The sequence below is a fragment of the Kitasatospora sp. NPDC057015 genome, from assembly GCF_042673745.1.
Taxonomy (GTDB): Bacteria; Actinomycetota; Actinomycetes; order Streptomycetales; family Streptomycetaceae; genus Kitasatospora.
In genome coordinates this window covers 61714-85273 of record NZ_JBHUSG010000014.1, presented here as the reverse complement: position 1 = coordinate 85273, position 23560 = coordinate 61714, and the positions used below count along the sequence as shown (strand labels likewise).

At 74.9% G+C, this 23560-nt stretch carries 20 protein-coding genes; 14 read left to right on the top strand and 6 right to left on the bottom strand.

Annotation, left to right across the window (positions count from 1 at the left end; genetic code table 11):
* Nucleotides 1–37: 37 nt before the first annotated feature.
* On the bottom strand, nt 38–1006 hold the full coding sequence (locus tag ACFTWP_RS16405) for an endonuclease/exonuclease/phosphatase family protein (RefSeq protein WP_380265216.1): 969 nt from the start codon (nt 1004–1006) through the stop codon (nt 38–40).
* A gap of 111 nt (nt 1007–1117) precedes the next feature.
* Between ACFTWP_RS16405 and ACFTWP_RS16400 the strand changes: the two genes are divergently transcribed.
* From ACFTWP_RS16400 to ACFTWP_RS16375, 6 genes are all read left to right on the top strand, one after another.
* Nucleotides 1118–1774, top strand: a complete 657-nt coding sequence (locus ACFTWP_RS16400) for a PadR family transcriptional regulator (RefSeq protein ID WP_380265215.1) — start codon at nt 1118–1120, stop codon at nt 1772–1774.
* A 211-nt stretch (nt 1775–1985) separates the two neighbouring features.
* Nucleotides 1986–2762 carry an ABC transporter ATP-binding protein gene (locus ACFTWP_RS16395; protein WP_380265214.1) on the top strand — a complete coding sequence of 259 codons (777 nt, stop codon included), beginning with the start codon at nt 1986–1988 and terminating at the stop codon, nt 2760–2762.
* Nucleotides 2759–5818 carry an FtsX-like permease family protein gene (locus tag ACFTWP_RS16390; RefSeq protein WP_380265213.1) on the top strand — a complete coding sequence of 1020 codons (3060 nt, stop codon included), beginning with the start codon at nt 2759–2761 and terminating at the stop codon, nt 5816–5818. Before ACFTWP_RS16395 ends, ACFTWP_RS16390 begins: the two co-directional genes overlap by 4 nt.
* 183 nt (nt 5819–6001) lie before the next feature.
* On the top strand, nt 6002–7414 hold the full coding sequence (locus ACFTWP_RS16385; protein WP_380265212.1) for a dipeptidase: 1413 nt from the start codon (nt 6002–6004) through the stop codon (nt 7412–7414).
* Between the two features lie 37 nt (nt 7415–7451).
* Complete coding sequence (gene nudC, locus ACFTWP_RS16380) at nt 7452–8393, top strand: NAD(+) diphosphatase (protein WP_380265211.1); 942 nt, start codon at nt 7452–7454, stop codon at nt 8391–8393.
* A 409-nt stretch (nt 8394–8802) separates the two neighbouring features.
* The gene (locus ACFTWP_RS16375; RefSeq protein WP_380265210.1) at nt 8803–9687 is read left to right on the top strand and encodes a GntR family transcriptional regulator; all 885 of its coding nucleotides are present in this window, start codon (nt 8803–8805) and stop codon (nt 9685–9687) included.
* Nucleotides 9688–9820: 133 nt separating this feature from the next.
* Here ACFTWP_RS16375 and ACFTWP_RS16370 read toward each other — a convergent pair whose 3' ends face one another.
* The gene (locus ACFTWP_RS16370) at nt 9821–10078 is read right to left on the bottom strand and encodes a mycoredoxin (RefSeq protein WP_380265208.1); all 258 of its coding nucleotides are present in this window, start codon (nt 10076–10078) and stop codon (nt 9821–9823) included.
* A gap of 333 nt (nt 10079–10411) precedes the next feature.
* On the opposite strand from ACFTWP_RS16370, the gene ACFTWP_RS16365 reads away from it, so the two are divergent.
* From ACFTWP_RS16365 to ACFTWP_RS16350, 4 genes are all read left to right on the top strand, one after another.
* Nucleotides 10412–12670, top strand: a complete 2259-nt coding sequence (locus tag ACFTWP_RS16365; RefSeq protein ID WP_380265207.1) for an ATP-dependent DNA helicase UvrD2 — start codon at nt 10412–10414, stop codon at nt 12668–12670.
* 264 nt (nt 12671–12934) lie between these two features.
* On the top strand, nt 12935–13378 hold the full coding sequence (locus ACFTWP_RS16360; RefSeq protein WP_380265206.1) for a hypothetical protein: 444 nt from the start codon (nt 12935–12937) through the stop codon (nt 13376–13378).
* Between the two features lie 168 nt (nt 13379–13546).
* The gene (locus ACFTWP_RS16355) at nt 13547–13915 is read left to right on the top strand and encodes a WhiB family transcriptional regulator (RefSeq protein ID WP_380265205.1); all 369 of its coding nucleotides are present in this window, start codon (nt 13547–13549) and stop codon (nt 13913–13915) included.
* The gene (locus ACFTWP_RS16350; protein WP_380265204.1) at nt 13912–14310 is read left to right on the top strand and encodes a hypothetical protein; all 399 of its coding nucleotides are present in this window, start codon (nt 13912–13914) and stop codon (nt 14308–14310) included. The genes ACFTWP_RS16355 and ACFTWP_RS16350 overlap by 4 nt, the downstream gene beginning before the upstream one ends.
* Before the next feature lie 117 nt (nt 14311–14427).
* On the opposite strand, the gene ACFTWP_RS16345 is transcribed toward ACFTWP_RS16350, so the two are convergent.
* Together ACFTWP_RS16345 and ACFTWP_RS16340 are read right to left on the bottom strand one after the other, a co-directional pair.
* Nucleotides 14428–15798, bottom strand: coding sequence for an ABC1 kinase family protein (locus ACFTWP_RS16345; protein WP_380265203.1), 1371 nt, complete (start codon nt 15796–15798; stop codon nt 14428–14430).
* A 289-nt stretch (nt 15799–16087) separates the two neighbouring features.
* Complete coding sequence (locus tag ACFTWP_RS16340) at nt 16088–17176, bottom strand: ThiF family adenylyltransferase (RefSeq protein WP_380265202.1); 1089 nt, start codon at nt 17174–17176, stop codon at nt 16088–16090.
* Nucleotides 17177–17662: 486 nt separating this feature from the next.
* Between ACFTWP_RS16340 and ACFTWP_RS16335 the strand changes: the two genes are divergently transcribed.
* The 4 genes from ACFTWP_RS16335 to ACFTWP_RS16320 all read left to right on the top strand — a co-directional run bounded on the left by ACFTWP_RS16335 (nt 17663) and on the right by ACFTWP_RS16320 (nt 21100).
* Nucleotides 17663–18226 (top strand): M48 family metallopeptidase, encoded by a 564-nt coding sequence (locus ACFTWP_RS16335; RefSeq protein ID WP_380265201.1) that lies wholly within the window; start codon nt 17663–17665, stop codon nt 18224–18226.
* A gap of 118 nt (nt 18227–18344) precedes the next feature.
* Nucleotides 18345–19676, top strand: a complete 1332-nt coding sequence (locus tag ACFTWP_RS16330) for a TerD family protein (RefSeq protein WP_380265200.1) — start codon at nt 18345–18347, stop codon at nt 19674–19676.
* Between the two features lie 35 nt (nt 19677–19711).
* Entirely contained in the window at nt 19712–20404 is a 693-nt protein-coding gene (locus ACFTWP_RS16325; protein ID WP_380265199.1) for an AIM24 family protein, read from the top strand.
* Between the two features lie 12 nt (nt 20405–20416).
* Nucleotides 20417–21100 carry an AIM24 family protein gene (locus ACFTWP_RS16320; protein WP_380265198.1) on the top strand — a complete coding sequence of 228 codons (684 nt, stop codon included), beginning with the start codon at nt 20417–20419 and terminating at the stop codon, nt 21098–21100.
* Between the two features lie 130 nt (nt 21101–21230).
* On the opposite strand, the gene ACFTWP_RS16315 is transcribed toward ACFTWP_RS16320, so the two are convergent.
* On the bottom strand, nt 21231–21818 hold the full coding sequence (locus tag ACFTWP_RS16315) for an NUDIX hydrolase (protein WP_380265197.1): 588 nt from the start codon (nt 21816–21818) through the stop codon (nt 21231–21233).
* Nucleotides 21815–23359, bottom strand: a complete 1545-nt coding sequence (locus ACFTWP_RS16310) for a zinc-dependent metalloprotease (protein WP_380265296.1) — start codon at nt 23357–23359, stop codon at nt 21815–21817. Before ACFTWP_RS16310 ends, ACFTWP_RS16315 begins: the two co-directional genes overlap by 4 nt.
* Nucleotides 23360–23560 lie beyond the last annotated feature (201 nt).

The window sequence follows — 23560 nt, the reverse complement described above, 5'->3', positions numbered from 1 at the left end:
CCGGGCCCTCCCCGCGGGGGCCCGGACCGACGGGGCGTCAGAGTGCGACCTCCACCACCAGCGGACGGTGGTCGGAGACGGCGGTGCGCGGTGCGGCGGAGGCGCCGACCGCGCCGCGCGGCACCCCGACGGCGAGCACGTGGTCGAACTGCACGGCCGGCCGGTGCGAGGGGTACGTCGGGATCCGGGCCAGGTCGTGCCAGCCCTGCAGTCGGGCCCGCGGCTCGCGCACCCGGCGCCGGCGCGGCTCGGCCGCGGCGGCCCTGGCCCGGCGGGCGGCGCGCAGTTCGCGGATCCGGCGCGGGCCCGAGCGCTCCAGGGCGGTTGCCCCGCCGAGCACCGTCCGCGGCACCGCGCCGATCAGGTTGAAGTCGCCCAGCACCAGGTAGGGCTGCGGCAGGTCGGCGATCCAGCGTCGGATGCCGGCCAGCTGCGCCATGTTCCAGCCGGGTACGAAGGACAGGTGGGCGGCGACCACGGTGAACGGCCCGTGCTCGCCCTCCAGGACGGCGGCCAGCGCCGCCCGCGGCTCGTCCGGCACGGGGGTGAGGCCGCGCCGGCCGGCCACCCGCAGCGGCAGGCCGAACGGCGCGGGTGCGAACCGGCGGGCCCGCCAGTGGTGCACGGGCAGCCGGGTCAGCAGCGCCGTCCCGTAGGAGGGCAGGTCGGTGGCGGTGCCGACCTCGTCGGGGCCGTAGACCTGGAGGCCGGTGACGGCCGGGTCCTGCAGCCAGCCGGCCACCGGGGCGGGGCGGCCGTGCAGGGCCGCGGCGAAGCGCCAGTCGGCGGCGCCCATCGCCTTGGCGGCGACGGCGGCCTGGTCGATCAGGCCGGACCGCTCCTGGTGGCGGTCCACCTCCTGGATCGCCAGGACGTCGGCGTCGAGTGCGGCGATCGCCTCGGCGAGCGGGCCGCCGGTCGTCGAGGGGTCGTCCAGCGGGCTGCCGTCGAGGGCCAGCGGCTGACCGTGCAGCAGGTTGAAGGTGGCGATGCGCAACTGGCTCACAGGGCACGACGCTACCGGGTCGGCGTGTCGGGCCGGGAATCGGCGAGGTCCGCCGCGGGGTGCGGCGGTGCGGCTTGAGCATGGAGAGCATACCGGGTATACATACTCGGTATGTCCATCCGTCACGGCCTGCTGGCCCTGCTCGACCAAGGTCCCCGCTACGGCTACCAGCTGCGCGCCGAGTTCGAGGCCCGCACCGGTGCGACCTGGCCGCTCAACGTCGGGCAGGTGTACACCACCCTCGGACGCCTCGAACGGGACGGCCTGGTGGTGCCCGCCGGAGAGGACGAGGAGGGCCACCAGTTCTACGCCGTCACGGATGAGGGACGCGCGGAACTGCGCAACTGGTTCGACACCCCGGTGTCCAGGACCAACCCGCCCCGGGACGAACTGGCGATCAAGCTCGCGATGGCGGTGACCGTCCCCGGTGTGGACGTGCCCGCCGTCGTCCAGAGCCAGCGCCGGCACAGCATCAAGGCGCTCCAGGACTACACCCGGCTCAAGGGCCGCGCGCTCGCCGGCGAGAGCGCGCCGCAGGCCGGCCGCCAGGAGGGCTCGGACCTCGCCTGGCTGCTCGTCCTCGACCAGCTGATCTTCCAGGCCGAGGCCGAGGTCCGCTGGCTCGACCACTGCGAGACCCGCCTCGCGCAGCACGCCGAGGCCCGCGCGAAGCAGCCGGCGCCGCCGCAGGCGCCCGGCGCCGCCGGCCCGCTGCCGGGGGAGGGCCCCGCGCCCGCCCGCGCCGGCCGCCGGGGCTTCAGAGCCTGACCCCGCCCGCGGCGCCGGGCCACACCTCCGGCGCCGTCGGCGCACCCCGGGAGCCCCGCGCGGCTCCCGGCCGGGTCGGACGCCCCGCGTCCGCCCGTCCCGCCGAGCCGCCCGCCCCACGAAGGCCCGCCCCGACCGGGCCCGGCCGGGGCCGGCTCGAACGGCTCGACACCGAGCCCGGAACCACAGCCCGATCCACGAGGGGGAAACAGTGACCGAGACCGACCCGACCAGGAACCCGACGGGAGCGGTACTGCACCTGGACCACGTCACCCGGGTGCACGGGCAGGGGGCCTCCGAGGTCCAGGCCCTGCGCGGGGTCGACCTGCGGGTGCACCCGGGCGAGTTCGTCGCCGTGATGGGCCCGTCCGGCTCCGGCAAGTCCACCCTGCTCACGCTCGCCGGCGGGCTGGACACCCCCACCGCCGGGCAGGTGCTGGTCGAGGGCGTCGCCCTCGGCGGCCTGTCCCGCAAGAACCTCGCCCGGGTGCGCCGGCGCTCGATCGGCTACGTCTTCCAGGACTACAACCTGATACCCGCGCTGACCGCCGCCGAGAACATCTCGCTGCCCCGCGAGCTGGACGGCGTCTCCGGCCGGGCGGCCCGCCGCGAGGCGCTGGCCGCGCTGGAGGAGCTCGGCATCCCCGAGCTCGCCGACCGGTTCCCCGACGACATGTCGGGCGGCCAGCAGCAGCGGGTCGCGATCGCCCGGGCACTCATCGGCGACCGCCGCCTCGTCCTCGCCGACGAGCCCACCGGCGCCCTCGACTCCACCACCGGCGAGGCGGTGCTCGCCGTCCTGCGGGCCCGCTGCGACGCCGGCGCCGCCGCCATGATGGTCACCCACGAGGCCAGGCACGCCGCCTGGGCCGACCGCGTGGTCTTCCTGCGGGACGGCCGGATGGTCGACGAGAGCGTCAGCCAGAACGCGGCCAGCCTGCTGGTCTCCGCCGCGACCAACAGCATCAAGGGCCCGGTGGCCGAGTGAAGCCCGGCGCCTGGCGGGTCGCCCTGCGCATCGCCCGCCGCGACGCCCTGCGGGCCAAGGGCCGCAGCGCCCTGGTCATCGCCATGGTGGCGCTGCCCGTCCTCGGCGTGGCCGGGGCCGACATCGTCTTCCGCAGCGCCGAGCTCGACCCGGGTGAGCGGGTGGTCCGCACGATGGGCCGGGCCGACGCCGAGGTGCGTCTGACGAGCCCCGGGGCGACGGTGCTGCAGGACTCCGACCCCGGGTCCGGCGTCACCGTCGACCGGCCGGAGCAGGGCGCCCAGCTCACCGCCGAGCAGCAGCGCAGCGAGCAGAGCACCCCGGCCGCGCTGATCGGGGAACTGCTGCCGGCCGGCAGCAGGCTCGTCCCGCTGGTCGACGGCCCGTACGTCTCCACCACCAGCGCGGAGGGCCTGCTCCAGACCCAGACCGCCGAGGCCGACCTGGCCGACCCGATCTGGAAGGGCCGCGTCGACCTGGTGGAGGGCCGGGTGCCCACCGCGTCCCACGAGATCGCGGCGACCCGCGAGTTCCTCGACCGGGCGGGGCTGAAGGTCGGCGACCGGACCAGCCCGCGCGGGCTGGAGAAGACGCCGTACACCGTCACCGCCGTCGTCGAGTTCCCGAGCGAGCTGCGCAGCGCCGTGCTGATCGGCCGCCCCGGCGACCTCGTCGCGCCGCTCGCCGCGGTCGGGAGCAACCGCGCGAACCGCGAGGGCACCCCGCAGCAGGAGGACCACTGGCTGGTCGACCTCCCCGACGGCGCGGTGCTCGACTGGCCCAGGGTGATGGAGCTCAACAAGTACGGCTTCACGGTCTCCTCGCGAAGCGTCCTGCTGGACCCGCCGGCCCGCTCCCAGGTGCCCTACCTCGTCCGGCAGGACCGGGACGGCGGCGCCCAGGGCGCGTACTTCGACCAGACGGCGGTGGTCATCCTGGCCACCGTCGCGGGCATGGCGCTGCTGGAGATCGTGCTGCTCGCGGGCCCCGCCTTCGCCGTCGGAGCCAGGCGCTCCCGGCGGCAGCTGGGCCTGCTCGCGGCCGGCGGCGGTGAGCGCGCGCACATCCGCTCGGTGGTGCTCGGCGGCGGCGTCGTCCTCGGGATCAGCGGCGCCGCGGTCGGCCTGCTGGTCGCGGTCGGGCTGGTCGCCGCGCTGCGGCCGTGGGCCGAGCACTACGCCGGCCGCCGCTTCGGCCACTTCGACCTGCAGATCCTCGACCTGCTCGGCGTGATGGGCATCGGGCTGGTCACCGGGCTCCTGGCGGCCGTCGTCCCGGCCGTCCAGGCCTCCCGCCAGGACGTGGTCTCCGCCCTCACCGGCCGGGGCTCGGTCAAGCCGCCCAGCAAGAAGCTGGCCGTCCTCGGACTGCTGATGCTCGCGGGCGGCGCGGCCCTGGCCCTGCTGGGCTCGACCGCCGGCGTCGGCAACCGCAGCCTGGCCGTCCTCGGCGGCTCGATGATCGCCGAGCTCGGCATGGTCGCGCTCGCCCCGATGCTGGTCGGCCTGTTCGGCCGGCTCGGCGGGCGGCTGCCGCTGGGGCCGCGGCTCGCGCTGCGCGACTCGGTACGCCACCGGGGCCGCACCGCCCCCGCCGTCGCCGCCGTGATGGCGGCCGTCGCCGGGTCGGTCGCGGTGGGCGTCTACACCGCCAGCAGCGACGAGCAGCAGCGGCGCGAGTACGTCGCCTCCGCGCCGGCCGGTGCGGTCACGCTGGCCTCCGGCTGGGGTCCGTCGGCGGACGGCAGCCAGCTGCCGCAGCTGCGGACGGCGGTCGAGGGCAACGTCGCGGGCCTCGGCCAGCGGGCCGACGTCCAGCGGGTCAACTTCATGGGCGACTGCCAGACCGCCACGACGGGCGGCGGCTGCGGCAACGTCGACGTCTCGGTGCCCAAGGAGCGCCGCTGCCCGGCCGAGGACCCCGACCTCGACACCCCGACCACCCCGGCCCAGCGCGCGGAGCTGGCCAAGGACCCGCGCTGCAAGCAGGACGGGTCGACCTACCGGGGCAGTGCGTTCGGCTCCGTCCAGGCGGGTGACGCCGCACTGCTGCGCAACCTGTTCGCGCTGCACGACCAGGGCGCCGAGCAGGCCCTGGCGGCGGGCCGGGCGGTGGTCTTCGACCCGAAGCTCGTCAAGGACGGCAAGATCACGCTGGACCTGACCGAGCCGTACCGGATGGACGGGACGCCCGGCCCGAGCGGCTCCGCGGGGGCGCGGACACCGTCCGCCACCGCGTCCGCCACCGGGTCAGCGACGCCCACCGCGTCGGGGGCGGCGGCTGCGCCCGCGCCGTCCGGTCCGGTGTCGCCGTCGGCGTCCCCGGCCGCCTCGGCCGGCCCCGCCGTGCTGCCCAAGAGCGCGGGCACGACGGGCCCCGACGGGTACCAGCGGCCCGCCGTGCACGAGGTCTCCCTGGACGCGGTGCTGGTCTCCTCCCCGCTCACGGTCTCCTACGCCAAGGCCGTGATCAGCCCCGAGACGGCCCGCCGGATCGGTCTGACCACCACGGACGCCGGCTCGGTCTGGCTGCCGGAGACGGTGCCGGGCGACGCGGCGGAGCAGAAGGCCGCCGGCGCCGTGAACCGGGTCAGCGAGGGCGTCCAGTTCGAGGTCGAGCGCGGCTACCGTCCGGCGAACGGCCTGGTCTCGCTGGCGCTGACCGGCTTCGCGGCGCTGGTCGCCCTCGGCGCGGCCGGCATCGCCACCGGCCTGGCGGCCGCCGACTCCCAGCGCGACCTGACCACGCTGGCCGCGGTCGGCGCGGCCCCGCGCATCCGCCGCACGCTGTCCGGCTTCCAGTGCGGGGTGATCGCCGCGATGGGCGCGGTGCTCGGGACGATCTGCGGCGTCGTGCCGGCGGTGGCCCTGCGCAAGGTGGAGGGGGTGGCCGCCGCCTATCCGGGGATGAGCCCGGACGAGGCCGTGGACCGCACGGTGGTGGTGTTCCCCTGGCTGAACATGGGGATCACGCTGTTGGCCCTGCCGCTCGTCGCCGTGGTGCTGGCGACCCTGCTCACCCGCTCCCGGATCGCCCTGCTGCGGACCTCCGGCTGAGCGAGCCGTTCGTGCCCGCCCCCGTCGCCTCCCGGCCGCCGTCACCCGCGGCCGGGAGGCGACGGGGTTTTCCGGGGAGGCGACGGCGGCCCGCCGGGAGGTGACGGAGGTTACAGCCCCGGCGCGGCCCAGTGGCCGGCCGGCCGGGGCGAGCACCCGCACGGGCGAACTAAAGTCGTCCGTATGACGAGAACTCCGGACAGCGTCGTCCGTACCTTCATCGAGCAGAACGAGAGCGCCTTCCTGGCCGACCTCGCCGACTGGCTCTCCATCCCGTCCGTCTCCGCCGACCCGGGGCGCTCCGGCGAGGTGCGCCGCTCCGCCGAGTGGCTGGCCGCCAAGCTGCGGGAGACCGGCTTCCCGGTGGCGGAGATCTGGGAGACCGCGGGCCTGCCCGCCGTCTTCGCCGAGTGGCCGTCCGGTGAGCAGGACGCGCCCACCGTTCTCGTCTACGGCCACCACGACGTGCAGCCCGCGGCCAGGGAGGACGGCTGGGCGACCGAGCCGTTCACGCCCACCGTGGTCGGCCGGCAGCTGTTCGCCCGCGGCGCGGCGGACGACAAGGGCCAGGTGTTCTTCCACACCCTGGGGGTGCGGGCGCACCTGGCCGCGACCGGGCGCACCGCGCCGGCCGTGAACCTCAAGCTGCTGATCGAGGGCGAGGAGGAGTCCGGCTCGCCGCACTTCGCCGCCCTGGTCGCGCGGGAGGCCGAGCGGCTGGCCGCCGACGTGGTGATCATCTCGGACACCGGGATGTGGTCCGAGGACACCCCGACCGTCTGCACCGGCATGCGCGGCCTGGCGGACGCCCAGATCGACCTGTTCGGTCCGGACACCGACATCCACTCGGGCTCCTTCGGCGGCGCCGTGCCGAACCCGGCCTCGGTCGCCGCCGAGCTCGCCGCCGCCCTGCACGACGGCGACCGGCGGGTGGACGTCCCGGGCTTCTACGACGGCATCGTCGAACTGACCGACCGCGAGCGCGAGCTCTTCGCCGAGCTGCCCTTCGACGAGGCCCAGTGGCTGCGGGTCGCCAAGTCGTACGGGACGCAGGGCGAGGCCGGCTACAGCACCCTGGAGCGGGTCTGGGCCCGGCCGACCGCCGAGGTCAACGGCATCTGGGGCGGCTACACCGGCCCCGGCGGCAAGACCATCGTGCCGGCCTCGGCCCACCTCAAGCTCTCCTTCCGGCTGGTCGCCGGGCAGGAGGTCGAGAAGATCCGCGAGGCCGTCCGGGCGTGGGTCGCGGACCGGGTGCCCGAGGGCATCCGGTACGAGCTGGTCTTCCCCGGTGCGACGCGGCCGTGCCTGACCCCGCTGGACCACCCGGCGCTGCAGTCGACCGTCCGGGCGATGGGCCGGGCGTTCGGGCAGAAGATCCTCTTCACCCGGGAGGGCGGCTCCGGACCGGCCGCGGACCTGCAGGACGTGCTCGGTGCGCCGGTGCTCTTCCTCGGCATCTCGGTGCCGTCGGACGGCTGGCACTCCGTCAACGAGAAGGTCGAGCTGGACCTGTTGCGCAAGGGCGTGGAGACCACCGCCTACCTGTGGGGCGACCTGGCCGAGACCTGGCGGCCGGGCGGCGAGAGCGAGTGACGGACCTGACGACTCTTCACGTGGGATGGAACCTTAAGTGAGCACCGTGCCTGAGACCGAACGTCCGAAGGCCCTCGCGCTGGCCAGGGCAGGGGTCGACCGCGCCGCACAGCACCGGGTCGACGAGCCCTGGCTCGCCGCGGCCTGGAGCCACCCCGCCACCAAGGTGCTGCCGATCGCCGGCGGCGAGGCCTTCGTGGTGGACACCGAGGAGGGCACCGAACTGGTGCTGCTCCCCTCCTTCGAGGCGCCGCAGACCGGCGACCGCTACTTCCTCGGCACCGACGACGACGGCGTCTCCTACTTCGCGCTGGCCGGCGAGACCCTGCCGGGCCGCCTCGACGGCGACGCCCGCCCGGCCGGCCTGCGCGAGGTGGGGGCGATGCTCTCCGACCGCGACGCCGGGCTGCTGGTGCACGCGGTGGCGCTGGAGCACTGGCACCGCCTGCACAGCTTCTGCTCGCGCTGCGGACACCCGACCGAGAAGGCCGGCGCCGGCCACCTCCGGCGCTGCACCTCCTGCGCGGCGGAGCACTACCCGCGCACCGACCCGGCGGTGATCATGATGATCACCGACGAGCAGGACCGCTGCCTGCTGGGCCGGCAGGCGATCTGGCCCGAGGGGCGCTGGTCGACCCTGGCCGGCTTCGTCGAGCCCGGCGAGTCGATCGAGCAGGCGGTCGCCCGGGAGGTCTTCGAGGAGGCGGGCGTCCGGGTCGCCGAGGTCAGCTACGTGGCGAGCCAGCCCTGGCCCTTCCCGAGCAGCCTGATGCTGGGCTTCACGGGCCGGGCCGATCCGGCCGGCACCACGATCACGGTGGACGGCGAGGAGCTGGCCGAGGCGCGCTGGTTCTCCCGCGAGGAGCTGCGGGCCGCGATGGCCGCGGGCGAGATCGTGCCGCCCTCGGGGATCTCGATCGCCCGGCACCTGGTCGAGCTCTGGTACGGCGAGCCGCTGCCGTCGGCGGCCCGCTGGTAGGCGGCGCCGGCGGCGTTCCCCGGGGCGTCCCCGACGGTTCTCCTCGGGCGTCCGCCACGGTTCTCCACGAGTCGTCCACAGCGGTTCTCCATAAAAGAGGCGCGTGAATAAAATCGGGGGCGCACGGCCATAGGCCGTGCGCCCCCGATTTTCGTCCGGTCCATTCCGGGGGTCGGATCCGGGCCGCCCGTGAAAGCACCGCTCGGGCGTCCGCCGCTGGTCACCGGACCGGCCGTGCCACCAGGGCCCGCACGGGCCCCCGCCCTCGCAATCACCGGGGAATGCGTCCCGGACGATTGCCGGGTGGGCATGCCCGGACCGGTGCGCCGCAATCGGGGAAAGTCCGGGATTGGCCGATTCTGGCGGGTTCGGCTGAAACGGCGGAGGCCCGATCGCTACATTCACTCGGGTGACCATCCCCCGGGGCAGTGCCCAATCCCCCAAGTACCAGAGGCTCGCGGCGGACCTGCGCCGCCGGATCGCCGCCGGCGAGTTCACCGCCGACGACCCCCTGCCGGTCGAGGGCGACCTGGAGCGGCAGTACGGGGTGGCCCGCAACACCGTCCGCCTCGCGGTCGACGTGCTGGTCAACGAGGGCCGGCTGGTCAGGCTCCAGGGCAAGGGCACCTACCTGCGGGAACACCCCGTGCTGGACCACCGCGCCTACGGGCCCACCCTGCTGCCCGGGCAGCGGGACTGCCTGGCCGCGCCCACCGACATCTACGCGAGGGAGGCCGCCGAGGCCGGCCGCGAGCTGACCTCCGACTTCGAGATGCTGATCGTCCGGGCCCGGGTGGACATCGCGGAGCGGCTCGGGCTGCGGCCCGGCGAGGCGATCGTGGTGCGCCGCCAGCTGCGGATGCTGGACCGCGAGCCGTACTCGATCGAGGAGAGCCACTACCGGGCCGGGCTGGCCGCCGGGACGCCGCTGATGGAGCCGGACCAGGTCGAGGGCGGCGACGAGGCGGTGCTCGCCGCGCTCGGCCGCACCGAGGTCGGCGCGGTGGACCACATGGTGGCCCGGATGCCCGGGCCGGAGGAGGCGCAGTGGTTCCAGGGCGGGCCGGGGGTGCCGCTGGTGGTGCAGACCCGGGTCACCTACGACCGGCGCGGGCCGGTCCGGGTGATCGAGACGCGCTATTCGGCGGACCGCTGCCGACTGGTCTACGGCGTCGGCGACCTGGCCGGGCGCACCAGCCTGCCGGCGCCGGCCACCCCGGTCGACACCGCGCGCGCGGAGCCGCGGCTGTCCGAGCCGCGCCCGGCGGACGGGGCCCGGGCGGAGGTCTCCTGACCGTCCCGCCGCGCGTCGCGCCCGGGTCGCACCGCCGCCGCACCGCCGGTGGCGTCGCGGCGGACGCGCACGCAAGCCCCGGGGCCCGGCCCGCAGTCCGCGAGCCGGGCCCCGGGCACGCCCGTGTCCGGGCTCAGCCCGCCAGGGCCGCCTGGACCTGACGCAGGCTCGGATTGGTCATCACGACCTGCTCGCCGCCGCCGGCCGGCGTCACCAGCACGGTCGGCACCACCTGGTTGCCGTTGTTGACCGACTCGACGAAGGACGCCGAGGTCGGGTCCTCCTCGATGTTGATCTCGGTGTAGCCGATCCCCTCGCGCTGCAGCTGGCCCTTGAGCCGGGTGCAGTACCCGCACCAGGTCGTGCTGTACATCGTGACGCTGCCGGACATCGGTGGGGTCTCCTTCGGAAGGGGGGCGTACGGTCTCGGAGAAGAACGCGCGACGTGCCTCGGTCATTCCATGTGCGCCGGGCGTGACCGCGAGTACGCACGCCCTGGCGCGTGCCGATCATCCTCCGGTCCTACCGGCCCTGTGGACAGGCCGCCGCACCTGTCACCCCGGCCTGCCAGGATGACCGTCCGGGATGTCCGCCCGGCAGCACACCCGGCCGGGACGCCCGTCCGGCAGCACGCCCGGCAGGACGCCCGTCCGGGTCGTCGGCCCGGGATGTCCGCACCGGCCGCACCCGGCGGCCGGTCGTCCGCCCCCGCCGGGCTGAGAGGATGGACGGTATGCAGGAAGACCTCTTGAGCGGCAGCCCGTACGACGACGACCGGCCGGCCCCCGTCGGTGCCGACGCCGTGCTGGCCGGCCTCGACCCGGAGCAGCGGGCCGTCGCCACCGCCCTGCACGGCCCGGTCTGCGTGCTGGCCGGCGCCGGTACGGGCAAGACCCGGGCCATCACCCACCGGATCGCCTACGGCGTGCGCAGCGGCGTCTACCAGCCGCAGCAGGTGCTGGCCGTCACTTTCACCGCCCGCGCCGCCGGCGAGATGCGCGGCCGGCTGCGCGAGCTCGGCGCCGAGGGCGTCCAGGCCCGGACCTTCCACTCCGCCGCGCTGCGCCAGCTCCAGTACTTCTGGCCGCGCGCGGTCGGCGGCGAGGTGCCGCGGCTGCTGGAGCGCAAGGTCCAGCTGGTCGCCGAGGCGGCCGGGCGCTGCGGCCTGCGCGTGCAGCGCACCGAGCTGCGCGACCTCACGGGCGAGATCGAGTGGGCCAAGGTCACCCAGATCGTCCCCGACGACTACGCCGCCGCCGTCCTCAAGGCCGGCCGCGAGGCCCCGCGCGACCCGGCCGAGATCGCGCGGGTCTACGCCGCGTACGAGCAGTCCAAGCGCGACCGCTCCGTGATCGACTTCGAGGACGTCCTGCTGCTCACCGCCGCGATCCTGGAGGACCGCCCGGAGATCGCCGACCGGGTCCGCGCCCAGTACCGGCACTTCACCGTCGACGAGTACCAGGACGTCTCCCCGCTCCAGCAGCGCCTGCTCGACCAGTGGACCGGCCCGGGCGCCAGCCTCTGCGTGGTCGGCGACGCCAGCCAGACCATCTACTCCTTCACCGGGGCCACCCCCGACTACCTGCTGAACTTCCGCACCCGGCACCCCGAGGCGACGGTGGTCAAGCTGGTCCGCGACTACCGGTCCACCCCGCAGGTGGTGCACCTGGCCAACGGCCTGCTCGCCCAGGCCCGGGGCCAGGCCGCCCAGCACCGGCTGGAGCTGGTCTCGCAGCGCGAGGCCGGCCCCGAGCCGGTCTACGTGGAGTACGCGGACGAGCCCACCGAGGCGGAGAGCACCGCGCACCGGATCAAGGACCTGCTGGCGCTGCCCGCCGAGCGCGGCGGCTGCCGGGCCAGCGAGATCGCCGTGCTGTTCCGCACCAACGGCATGTCCGAGGTGTACGAGCAGGCGCTGGCCGACCTCGGCATCTCGTACCAGCTCAAGGGAGCCGAGCGGTTCTTCGAGCGGCCCGAGGTGCGGGAGGCCGGCGTCCTGCTGAAGGGGGCCGCCCGGGCCGGTTCTGACCCGCTCACGGCGGACGCCCCCGACCTGGCCTCCCAGGTCCGCGCGGTGCTGGCCACCCGGGGCTTCACCGCCACCCCGCCGGGCGGCTCGGGCGCGGTGCGCGAGCGCTGGGAGTCGCTGGCGGCGCTGGTCCGGCTCGCCGAGGAGTTCGAGGCGGCCCGGCGCAAGGCCGGCGAGAGCGCCGACCTGAGCGCCTACGTGGCCGAGCTGGACGCCCGCGCGGCCGCCCAGCACGCCCCGGCGGTCGAAGGGGTCACGCTGGCCTCGCTGCACGCCGCCAAGGGCCTGGAGTGGGACGCCGTCTTCCTGGTCGGCCTCACCGAGGGCACCATGCCGATCATCTACGCCAAGACCGACGAACAGGTGGAGGAGGAGCGCCGGCTGCTCTACGTGGGCGTCACCCGGGCCCGGCGCAACCTCTCGCTCTCCTGGTCCCTCTCGCGCTCCCCGGGCGGCCGGGCCAGCCGCAAGCCCACCCGCTTCCTGGACGGACTGCGCCCGGGATCCGGCGCGCCCGGTTCACGCTCCGGCGCCCGGGGCGGGCGGGGGGGCGTCGAGTTCGGCGAGGGGCGCCCGGCCGCCCGCAAGGCGCGCGGACCGGTCAAGTGCCGCGTCTGCGACCGCACCCTCACCGACGCCGTCGAGCGCAAGCTGCGCCGGTGCGAGAGCTGCCCGTCCTCGATGGACGAGGCCCTGTACGAGCGGCTGCGCGAGTGGCGGGCGGGTCAGGCGAGGAAGCAGGGCGCGCCCGCGTACGTGGTCTTCACCGACGCCACCCTGATGGCCATCGCGGAGGACGTCCCCGCCAACGAGCGCGAGCTGGCCGTCATCTCGGGCGTGGGCGCCATGAAGCTGGACAAGTACGGGGCCGCCGTGCTCTCGTTGTGTGCGGGGGAAGAGCCCGAGGACGACTCGGAAGCGGCTCCCGTCGACACGTCGGACGAGCCGGCCTGAACCACCCGGGGCGGGCACTTCGAAACTCGCCGGAAAAATAGTTTGCGCGCCGTGCATGGAGCGCAATAGCCTGCCGGAGCGGTCAAGGGGACGAGATCGCGAGCCGTACGGGGTCACTCCTGAAACGGCCTTCCCCTGCGTGTCGTGCGTATCACAGCGCGCGACCACAAGCCTCACCGAGAAGAAGCTTCACCGAGACAGACATCCGAACAGCCGGAGCCCGGGGGACTGGGCACCGCGAGACGCCGAGAGGAGGCGAAGACAGTGGAAACCACGACGATGATCACCAAACTGACTGGCCAGACCGTCACCGCTGCCTCCCTGTGCGTCGCCCCCGAGCGGGCGCTCGCGCTGCTTGCCGCATCCGGTCTGGGTCTCGACACCACCGTTGTCTCCGTCCTGCCCGTTGTCAGTGGTCTTCGGAACACTGGCGGCAGCACCGGAGCCGGCGCCGTCGAGACGGGTCTGTCCCGTGACTGGGCGATGGACGCGATGTCCCGCGATCTGCGCGACGAGCGACCGACGCAGGCACCGAAGGCAGCAGTAGCAGCCGCCAAGCATGGCGACTATGCGCAGGTCATCGGTGCCGGAATCACCCAGAAGCAGAACGAGCAGCTGATCAACCAGGCCAAGGCCGCCTTTATCGGCGCCTCGGTCATCCGGAACAGGGCCTTCCGCGGGCCTGAACCCTGGAGAGAACGAACCTGAGTCAGCATCAGGTCGGCACCCTCCAGGGCCGCGGAACCCGTACACCGGGATCCGCGGCCCTTCTGTTTTGTCCGGTACGCAAGACCACCCAGGCCCCCCGGGGCCTCCGGTTCAGCCCCACCAGCCAGCTGAACCGGACCCACTGAAAAGACGAGGAAGACGCCCACAGTGTCCACGGTCATCACACCGCCCCTCCCGTCCGTACCGACGACAGACCAGATCACCAAGGCCGACCAGGCCGACCCCCCGGAGGTATCCCTGATGCAGCTCACCGCGATCGACGACGCCGAGGCCCTCGGCCTTCCCATCCCGTGCCGCGCCTTCGACCCGGAGGTCTTCTTCGCCGAGACCCCGGCGGACGTCGAGTACGCGAAGTCCCTCTGCGGGGCCTGTCCGGTGAAGGAGGCCTGTCTCGCCGGTGCCCTGGAGCGCCGCGAGCCGTGGGGCGTCTGGGGTGGCGAGCTCTTCGTCCAGGGCGTCGTCGTCGCCCGCAAGCGTCCCCGGGGCCGTCCGCGCAAGACCGAGGCCCTCGCGTGAACCCCGCGCTCGGTGCCGAGGCCGTCCGCCGGGGAGAGCAGCCCCCGCTGGACAGTGCCCTGCGCCACTCCGTGCGCCTCGCCGCCGCCAAGGCGGACGCAGCCCGCAGCATCCCCTTTCCGAGCAAGCACCACGAGCAGGACCACCACATGACCGCCGCCGTCGTCGATCCCACCGTCCGCGCTGAGCAGACCACCGAACTTCAGATCCAGAACAGGACCCTCGAGATGCAACTCCTCCACGAATCCCTGGCGCGTGCGCATATGCAAGAGCGCCTCCAGGAAGCCGAGCACGAACGGCTCGGCCTACGGGTCGTCAGGGCCCACAAGCTCGTGCGGAAGGCCGAACGTGCCTCCCTGCGGGCCCGCAAGGCGCTCGCCCTCGCGCTGATGTAAGCGCCGGGGCGCGTCCCGCGTTCCACCCCCGTCGTGCCGATGGCCGCTCCCCGAACCGGGGGAGCGGCCATCGCCGTGTCCTGAGCGGCCCGCGCCCGCAGCGGGCCGGACGGGCGGTCAGCGCTTCTTCAACACCTCCGGGTTCGCACCCGGCGCGCCCTGGTGGGCGAAGCCCGGGAGCCACGCCTGCATCTCGGCCCGGAACGGCGCGTTGGCGCCGAGCTGGCAGAGCACGCCGATGGTGCTGAGCGTCACCCGGTGGATCAGCAGGTACGAGGGCGGCAGGTTGAGCTGCTTGCCCAGGTTGTAGGCGGGCGAGCGCGGATCGGCGATCCGGGCCGCCTGGGAGCGCATCCAGGCCCGGGTGAAGTGGAAGGTCTCGACCGTGGCCGGCTCGATGATCGGCAGCAGGTAGTCGAGCACCGCGTCCGGGTCGAGCCGGATCGAGGGCTTGACGAAGCCCTCCTCGCGGAGCATGTCCAGGACGCCGGAGGCGTCGCCGGCCAGCGCCATCCGCAGCGAGTCCCCGATCGGGGAGGGCAGCCCTCCCGGAAGGCGGTCGACGGTGCCGAAGTCCAGCACGCCGAGCCGCCAGCCGTCGGCCGGCCCCTCGTCCTTCAGCAGCCGGAAGTTGCCCGGGTGCGGGTCCGCGTGCAGCAGGCCGGTGCGGGACGGGCCGGCGAACAGGAAGCGGGCGAGCAGGTGGCCGGCCCGGTCGCGCTCCTCCTGGGTGCCGTTCGAGATCACCTCGGCGAGCGGGGTGCCGCCCATCCACTCGGTGACCAGCACCTGGTCGGCCTGGGCCACCACGCCCGGGACGACGATGTCGGGGTCGCCGGCGAACACCTCCGCGTGCCGGCCCTGGGCCTGCGCCTCCAGCTCGTAGTCGAGCTCCTCGGCGACCCGCTCGCGCAGCTCGGTGATCAGCGGCTTGATGTCCAGCCCGGGGATGAGCGGGCCGAGCAGCCAGGCCACCCGGCTCAGCTGGGCGAGGTCCGCGAGCAGGGCCTCCCCCGCGCCCGGGTACTGGACCTTGACCGCGACCTCGCGCCCGTCGTGCCAGACGGCCCGGTGGACCTGGCCGATCGAGGCGGCCGCGGCCGGCCGGTCGTCGAAGCTGCGGAAGCCGTCCCGCCAGTCCGGGCCCAGCCGCTCGGCCAGGGCGGCGTGCACCTTGGCGGCGGGCATCGGCGGCGCGGCGTCCTGAAGCTTCGTCAGCGCGGCGCGGTAGGGACCGGCGACCTCCTCGGGCAGCGCGGCCTCGAAGACGGACAGCACCTGCCCGAACTTCATCGCCCCGCCCTTGAGCTCGCCGAGGACCTTGAAGAGCTGGTCGGCGGTGGCCTGCTGCAGTTCGGCGGTCACCACCTCGGCGGAGCGCCCGCCGATCCGCCTGCCCAGGCCCAGCGTGGCCCGGCCGGCCATCCCCAGCGGCAGAGCGGCGAGCTTTGCCGTACGGGTCATTGCCTTGCGCGGAAGATCGCTCACCCGGGCCTCCCAGTCAGACGCCCCGGCGGCCTTCGCGAGCTGCGGGGCCTGAGGGACGGCGGTCACTACGCCATTGTGCCCGCTCGGCGGGCGGGCCCGGCCGAATTGTGGATAGTGCGGGAGCGCTGACAGTACGGCACCCGCGGACGGTCGCTCCGGGCCGGGTCGCGCCCCGGGGCCCGGCGCGCCGGACCGGCCGCCACCAGCGCCGCCGCCACCGCTCGGCGGTCCGCCGGGCGGGCCCGCCGGCTGCCCGGATCCGGTCCGCCGGGCCCCCGCCGGCCGCCGCTCAGCGGTGCGCGGCCGGGTGCCAGAGGCAGCCGCAGTCCGGGTGGTCCGGCAGCCGCAGCCGGCGGGCGAAGCCGTCGGCGGCCGAGATCTCGCACCAGCCGTCCACGCTCGGCGGGCGGGCGCCGTCGAGGTGCAGCTGGACGTGCAGGGCCGCCAGCCCGGCGACCGCGGTGGCGAGGGCGCTGTCGCAGGCGGGGGTCCGCGGCCGTCCGGGGCCGTCCTCGGCGAGCTGGGCGAGCAGCCGGGGCCAGGCGGAGTCCTCGTCGGTGCGGCCGAGGGCCAGGCAGCCGCCGCAGGCCGAGGCGCCGGGCAGGACCAGCGGGCCGACCACGCCGAGGTGCTCCACGACGCCCACGTAGAGGTGGGGGATCCCGGCCCGCATCAGCCGCCGGGCGTCCACCGCGCCGCCGGCGAACGCCCCGCTGCCGTCCCGGGGCGCCAGCACCACCAGCGAGGGCGCCGGGGCGCCCGGGTCCGGTCGCCGCTGCCCGCCCGCGCCGCGGGCTCCCGCCCGGGCGACAGTGGCGCGGGCGGCCGAGGTCCGCAGCCGGCCGACCTCGGTCGGCGCCAGCCCGGCGGGGGAGCAGTCGCCGGGGGTGACCCGGCCGGTGTCCGTCACGGTGACCGTTCCGACCCCGCCGGCCGTCAGCACCGCCGCGATCGCGGCGCCGACCCGCCCGGCCCCGCGCACCTCGACCCGGGCGGCGGCCCGCCCGCGCAGGACGGCCGGGGCGGCCCCGGGCTCGGGGTGGACCAGGGAGAGCGAGGCGAGGTCGGGGCCGAGGAGTTCGCGGTGCGCCGGGGGGTAGTGCGCGAGCGCCTGCGCGCCGGCCACGGCGTCGTCGAGCAGCCCGGCCTTCTCCAGGGAGTCGAGCAGCTCCCCGGTGGGTTCGCGGCCGAGGCCCAGCCGTTCGCCGGCGTCGAGCAGCGCCGGGCGCTCGCGGCTGCCGTCGAGCAGGCCGAGGAAGGAGCAGAAGGGTGCGCCGGCCTCCTCCACGACCCGGGCGTGGCGGTGCACGGTGCCGAACTGCAGGGTCTCGGTGTCCCGCCAGGCGCGGGAGAGGGCGGGCTTGAGCACCGGGCGCATGTGGTGTCCCTCCAGATCGGATCCGGACAGCCGGCCTCGCGGGCCGGGTCGCGGCGGCGCCTCCGGCAGGGGGCGCTGCCCGCAGGATGCCCGATCGTCGGCCCCTCGCGAACTCCGTTGTCCACAGCCCCGGACGCATGATCACACCATTGCTTCGCATGCCCTGTGGATAACTTCTCGTCCCGCCCCGGCTCACGGTGACGTCACCTCCCGTAGGCCTTTCGTTCGCGATCACTCCACGCAACATTTCGGCCAGGGCACCGGGACTTCTGTCAGGGGTAACAGGTAACGTCGTGTGCCATGGCGGCCGAACGGGAACCCCATCCCCCGGCGTCGCGTCGGCGTGCCCGTGCAGCATCCGGGTCGGGAGTCGCGACGCCGAGCACGCGCGGGCGGCCGGATCCGGTCGATCCCGCGGCCCCCTCCCGGCCGCCCTCCGCACCCGGCTCCCCGGCCCACCAGGACCAGCCGGCCGACCGCACCCGGGTGGAGGTGCGCCGCAGCGCCCGCCGCAGCCGCACCGTCTCCGCCTACCGCGAGGGGGACCGCACGATCGTCCTGATCCCGGCCCGGATGTCGGTCGCCGAGGAGCAGCGCTGGGTGGCGCAGATGCTCGACCGGCTGGCCGCGCAGGAGAGCCGGCGGGTGCTCGGCGACGACGCGCTGGCGGCCCGCGCGCGCGAGCTGTCCACCGCCTACCTCGACGGCCGGGCCCGGCCGGTACAGGTCCGCTGGGTGACGAACCAGAACTCGCGCTGGGGCTCCTGCACTCCGAGCGAGCGGACCATCCGGCTCTCGCACCGCCTGCAGGGCATGCCGGAGTACGTGGTCGACTACGTGCTCCTGCACGAGCTGGCCCACCTGCTGGTCCCCGACCACGGCTCGGCGTTCTGGGCGTTGCTGGAGGCCTACCCGCGGACCGAGCGGGCCCGCGGCTACCTGGAGGGCGTGGTCTCGGCGGCCCGGCTGCCGCACATCCCCGGCGCCCGCGGCGACGGCCCGGCCACCGGCGCCGGGCAGCAGCAGGCGGCCGGCGGATCCTGCGCCTAGGGCCTGCGGCCTGCGGCCTTCGGTATTCGGCGGGCGCACGGGCCTGCTGCCGGCCGGTCCCCCTGGGATAGGGTCACCGGAACCAGGCCGGCACACAGGGAGGGGCGTTCTCAGCGCCATGACCAGAGAACTCGCCAAGGCGTCGCGCGTCCGCATCGCCGAGCTCACCCCGGTGACGGATCTCTACCTGGGGGTGCGGCTCACCGCGCCGGGGCTGTCCTTCGACATCAGCTGCTTCGGCCTCGACGCCGACGAGCGGCTCAGCGACGACCGGTACTTCGTGTTCTTCAACCAGCCCGCCAGCCCGGAGAACTCGGTGCGGCAGCTCGGCGCGCAGCAGGACGACACCGAGGCCTTCCAGCTGACGCTGGCCGATGTCCCGGAGCACATCCACAAGCTCAGCCTGACCGCCACCGTCGACGGCGACGGCTCGATGTCGCAGGTGGGCTCCGGGTACGTGCGGATCGTCGCGGGCGGCGCCGAGGTCGGCCGGTACTCCTTCACCGGCGCCGAGTTCAGCACCGAGCGCGCGGTGATGCTGGCGGACGTGTACCGGCGCGGCGGCGAGTGGCGCTTCGCCGCGGTGGGCCAGGGCTTCGACGGCGGGCTCCAGGCACTGCTGGAGAACTTCGGCGGCGAGGTCGTCGAGGACGAACCCGCGGCCGCCGTCCCGGTGCCGGCCGCCGCACCCGCCCCGATGCCCGCACCCGCACCCGCTCCCGCATCCGTCCCGGCCCCCGCGGCCACGGTGCAGATCCCGGCGCAGCCGCAGCCGCAGCCGCCCGCCGCCGGGGTGCGGATCTCGCTCACCAAGTACGCCGAACTCCCCGAGCAGAGCGGCTGGCTGAAGCAGAACGACCACCTGGTCCGCTACACCCTGACCAAGGGCCAGGACGTGCTGGCCCTGCAGGGCAGCATGGTCGCCTACCAGGGCAAGGCGGACTTCGCCCACGAGGGCTCGGGCGTCCTGCGCAAGCTGACCGCCAACCTGACCGGCCAGCAGCTGAAGCTGATGCGGGTGTCCGGCGAGGGCCAGGTGTTCCTCGCGGACGAGGCGAGCCACCTGCACGTGGTCCGGCTGGAGGGCGACTCCTTCTGCGTCAGCTCCGACCGGGTGCTGGCCTTCGACGCCGGCCTGGAGCACGAGGTCCGCCGGATCGAGGGCGAGGGCCTCCCCAACGGCGGCTTCTTCACCCTGCAGTTCACCGGGCACGGGACGGTCGTGGTGAAGACCAACGGCGTCCCGGTGGTGCTGCCGGTGACGCCGGCGCCGGAGACCTACGCCGACGTGAACGCCCTGGTGGCCTGGTCGAAGGGTTCCCAGGTGATCACCACCGCGCCGGTGCGGATCAGGCGCTCGGCGTACGCGGGGCATGCGGCGGAGTCGTACAGCCTGCAGTTCAGGGGCGGCCCCGGCAACTTCGTCGTCGTCCAGCCGTTCGAGGTCTGAGAGCCGGACACGTCCGGGATTGGTAGGCGGATTCCATGGAGAGGCAGACGCTCTCGGGCTCGTACCTGGAGGGGTACCTGGAGAGCCCGACGACGGCCCGGATGAGCAATCACGGCGCCGCGATGTGCCGGATCGCGGTGACCACGGGCCAGGACGTCCTGGCGAAGCCCGGCGCGATGGTCGCGTACGACGGCTTCCTCCAGTACGAGGCGGTTTCGCAGACCCTGCGGCGGGCGCTGGGGGAGTGGGCCTCGGGCGAGCGCAGTCCGCTGCTCCGGTGGTCCGGCGACGGCACGCTCTACCTGGCCGACTTCGGGGCCGACGTGCTCAACCTGCAGCTCGACGGCGAGTCGCTGTCCGTCAACGGCTCGCACCTGCTGGCCCTGGACGCCGGGCTGACCTGCGCCGTCGAGAAGGTCAAGGGCCCGGCGCTGCTGGCCGGCACCGGGCTGTTCAACGTGACGGTGTCCGGCAGCGGCTGGGTGTCCGTCACGTCCCGGGGCGTGCCGGTGGTGCTGGACTGCGCCGAGGCCGAGACGTACGTGGACCCCGACGCCCTGGTCGCCTGGACCACCGGACTGGAGATCAGGACCAGGCGCACCGTCAAGATGGGCGCCCTGATCGGGCGGGGCAGCGGGGAGGCCCTCCAGCTGGGCTTCAAGGGCTCGGGCTTCGTCGTCGTCCAGCCCAGCGAGGACACCTCCGACCGACTCAAGATCCGCGGCTGAGGAGCGAGCACCGTGCAGAGTCCCCTTCTCGACCACACCGCCCTGACCGGCTCCGACCGCTACGCCCTGCAGAACCCGCAGATGCTGCGGGTCGTGCTGGACGGCGGCCCCGCCGACGTACTGGCCCGCAGCGGCGCGATGGTCGCGCACACCGGCCGGGTCCACTTCACCGGCTGGACGCCGCCGGGCCGCCGCAACCGCGCCAACGTCGCCCCGACCGAGCTCGACCTGATGCGGTGCAGCGGCACCGGCACGGTGTTCCTGGCCAACCTCGCCCAGCACCTGCACATCCTCGACCTCCGGCGGGAGCGGCTGACGGTCACCAGCACCTACCTGCTGGCGATGGACACCACGATCAACTGGCAGGTGGTCGGCATCGAGGGCGGCGAGCGGATCGCCGGGGTCGGCACCCGCAGCCTGGAGCTGACCGGCAGCGGCAAGCTGGTGCTGATGACCTCCGGCCGGCCGCTGGTGATGCGGGTGGAGCCGGGCCGGTACGTGTACGCGGACGCCGACGCTGTGGTCGGCTGGTCCTCGGCGCTGGACGTGCAGCTCCAGGCGCAGAGCAGCAACACCGAGGCGTGGCGGCGGCGCGGTACGGCCACCGAGGGCTGGGAGATGGCGTTCACCGGCAGCGGGTTCGTCCTGGTGCAGCCGAGCGAGCTGCTCGCCCCGCAGCGGGTGCCGCTGCGCTGACCCGGGCGGCCGCCGCGGCGGCCCGGCCCCCGCGGGGCGGCCGACGACGCGGACGGACGCGGAAGGGGGGCCCGGCGGCCGGGCCCCCCTTCCGCGTCCGCGCGCAGGTCGGTGCCCGCGCGCGGATCCGTCAGGCCGTCAGCGCCCTGGCGCGTGCGACCAGGGCGCGCAGCGAGTCGTCGGTCAGTTCGGGCAGCGCGTCGTAGTCGAACCAGCGCAGGTCCAAGGACTCCTCGCTGATCAGCGCCTCGGACCCGGGCGGGGCCAGCGCGACGTACTGGACGTCCAGGTGGGTGTTCTCCGGGCGGTCCTTGCCGGTGCAGCGCACCTGGTGCCGGTCGAGCAGCACCGGGGCGGGCGTGCCGTCCGCGGCGAGCAGGGCGAGGTCCGGGATGCCGGACTCCTCCACGGCCTCCCGCAGGGCGGCCGCGGCGAGCGTCGGGTCGCCGGGCTCGCAGTGGCCGCCCATCTGCAGCCAGATCCCGACCTTCGGGTGCAGGGTCAGCAGCACCCGGCCGGCGGCCGGGTCGACCACCAGCGCGCTCGCGGTGACGTGGGCCGGCAGGCAGGCCCGGTACAGGCCGTCCGGCTGCCCGGCCAGGTGGGCCAGGTAGTCGTCCCGCAGCCGCTGCTGGACGGCGTCGGTGGGGTGCCAGCCCGCCAGGGCGCGCACGGCGTCGGTGTGCAGCGCCGTGGCGCCGGTCTCGGTGACCGTCATGCGGTGGGCTCGCCCTTCCCGTCCTCGTCGGTGTTCCCCGGGGCGTCGGTGCCCTTGGCGGGGTCGGCGCCCTTCGGGGTGTCACCGCCCGCGGAGCCCCGGCCGGCGGCAGCCTCGCCGAGCAGCTTGTCGAGCGCGTCGAAGTCGAAGCCGCCCTCGGCGTCCTCGGCCGAGCCGCGGTGCACGAAGCCGTCCGGGTCGTCGAGGTCGGCGGCGGTCGGCAGCATGTCGGGGTGCTGCCAGAGCGCGTCCCGGCCCTCGACGCCGCGGGCGTCGGCGAGCGTGGCCCACAGTCGCGAGGCGTCGCGCAGCCGGCGCGGGCGCAGCTCCAGGCCCACCAGGGTGGCGAAGGTCTGCTCGGCGGGGCCGCCGGCGGCCCGGCGGCGGCGGACGGTCTCGCGCAGGGCGCCGGCCTGCGGCAGGTGCGGCTGGGCGGCGCTGTGCACCACCGCGTCCACCCAGCCCTCGACCAGCGCGAGGGCCGTCTCCAGGCGGGCCAGCGCGGCCTTCTGCTCGGGGGTGTCCTCGGGCTGCAGCAGGCCGCCGGCGAGGGCCTCCTGGAGCGCCTCGGGGTTGCTCGGGTCGAGCTGGCCGGCCAGCTCCTCCATCCGGGAGGTGTCGACCTTGATGCCGCGGGCGTACGCCTCGACGGCGCCGAACAGGTGGGCCCGCAGCCACGGCACGTGGGCGAAGAGCCGCTGGTGGGCGGCCTCGCGCAGGGCCAGGTAGAGGCGCACCTCGTCGGCCGGGACGCTCAGGCCCTCGCCGAACTCGGCGACGTTCTGCGGCAGCAGCGCGGCCTTGCCGGCCGGGGCCAGCGGCAGGCCGACGTCGGTGGAGCCGACCACCTCGGCGGCCAGCGCGCCGAGCGCCTGGCCGATCTGGGTGCCGAACATGGCGCCGCCCATGGAGCGCATGACGCCCATCAGCGGGCCGGCCATGGCCTGCATCTCCTCGGGCAGCACGCCGCCCATGGCGTTGCCGACCCGCTCGGCGACCGGGTCGACCAGGTCCTTCCAGACCGGCAGGGTCGCCTCGATCCACTCGGCGCGGCTCCAGGCGACGGCGGTGCCGGCGCCGGACGGGAACTCGGTCGCGGAGTCCAGCCAGAGGTCGGCGAGCCGGACGGCCTCGGCGACGGCCGAGCGTTCGGCGGCGCTCACCGAGCGGTCCTTGCTCTTGCCCTCGACGGGCTCGGCGACCACCGTCTGGCGGGCGATGTCCTTGGCCAGCTCCCAGTTCACCGGCCCGCCGTCGAAGGACAGCATCTGGCCGAGCTGCTGGAAGGCCGCGCCCAGGTCGTTGGGGTTGAGGCCGCCGAGCATGGCGCCGAAGGGGTTGTCCGCGCCGGGCGCGCCGCCGGGCGCGCCCATGCCGAAGAGCGCCCCCAGCGGGTTGCCCGCGCCGAAGCCGAAGGGCTGCTGCGGGGTGGCACCCGCGTCGGGGCCGTCCTTGTCGGAGTTCTCGGACTTGTCGCGCTTGGCCTTGCCGTCCTCGGGCTCCTCGGGCGGAACGCCGAATCCGAAGGGGAGGTCGCTCACGGGTTCCTCGATCTGGTCGGCCGTCACGCGGGTGGTGTGGCGGGGAAGTCTGCAGGCCCGGGGTGGTGGGCGGAGCCGGAACTCACAGCCGGTGAGCGGCTCCCGTACGGACTGGTCCGCGCCGGGTGCACCGCCGGGCCTTCGCCTCGGGCAGGATGGACGGTACGTAACACTCGTACGTACGCACATAAGCTAACCGTG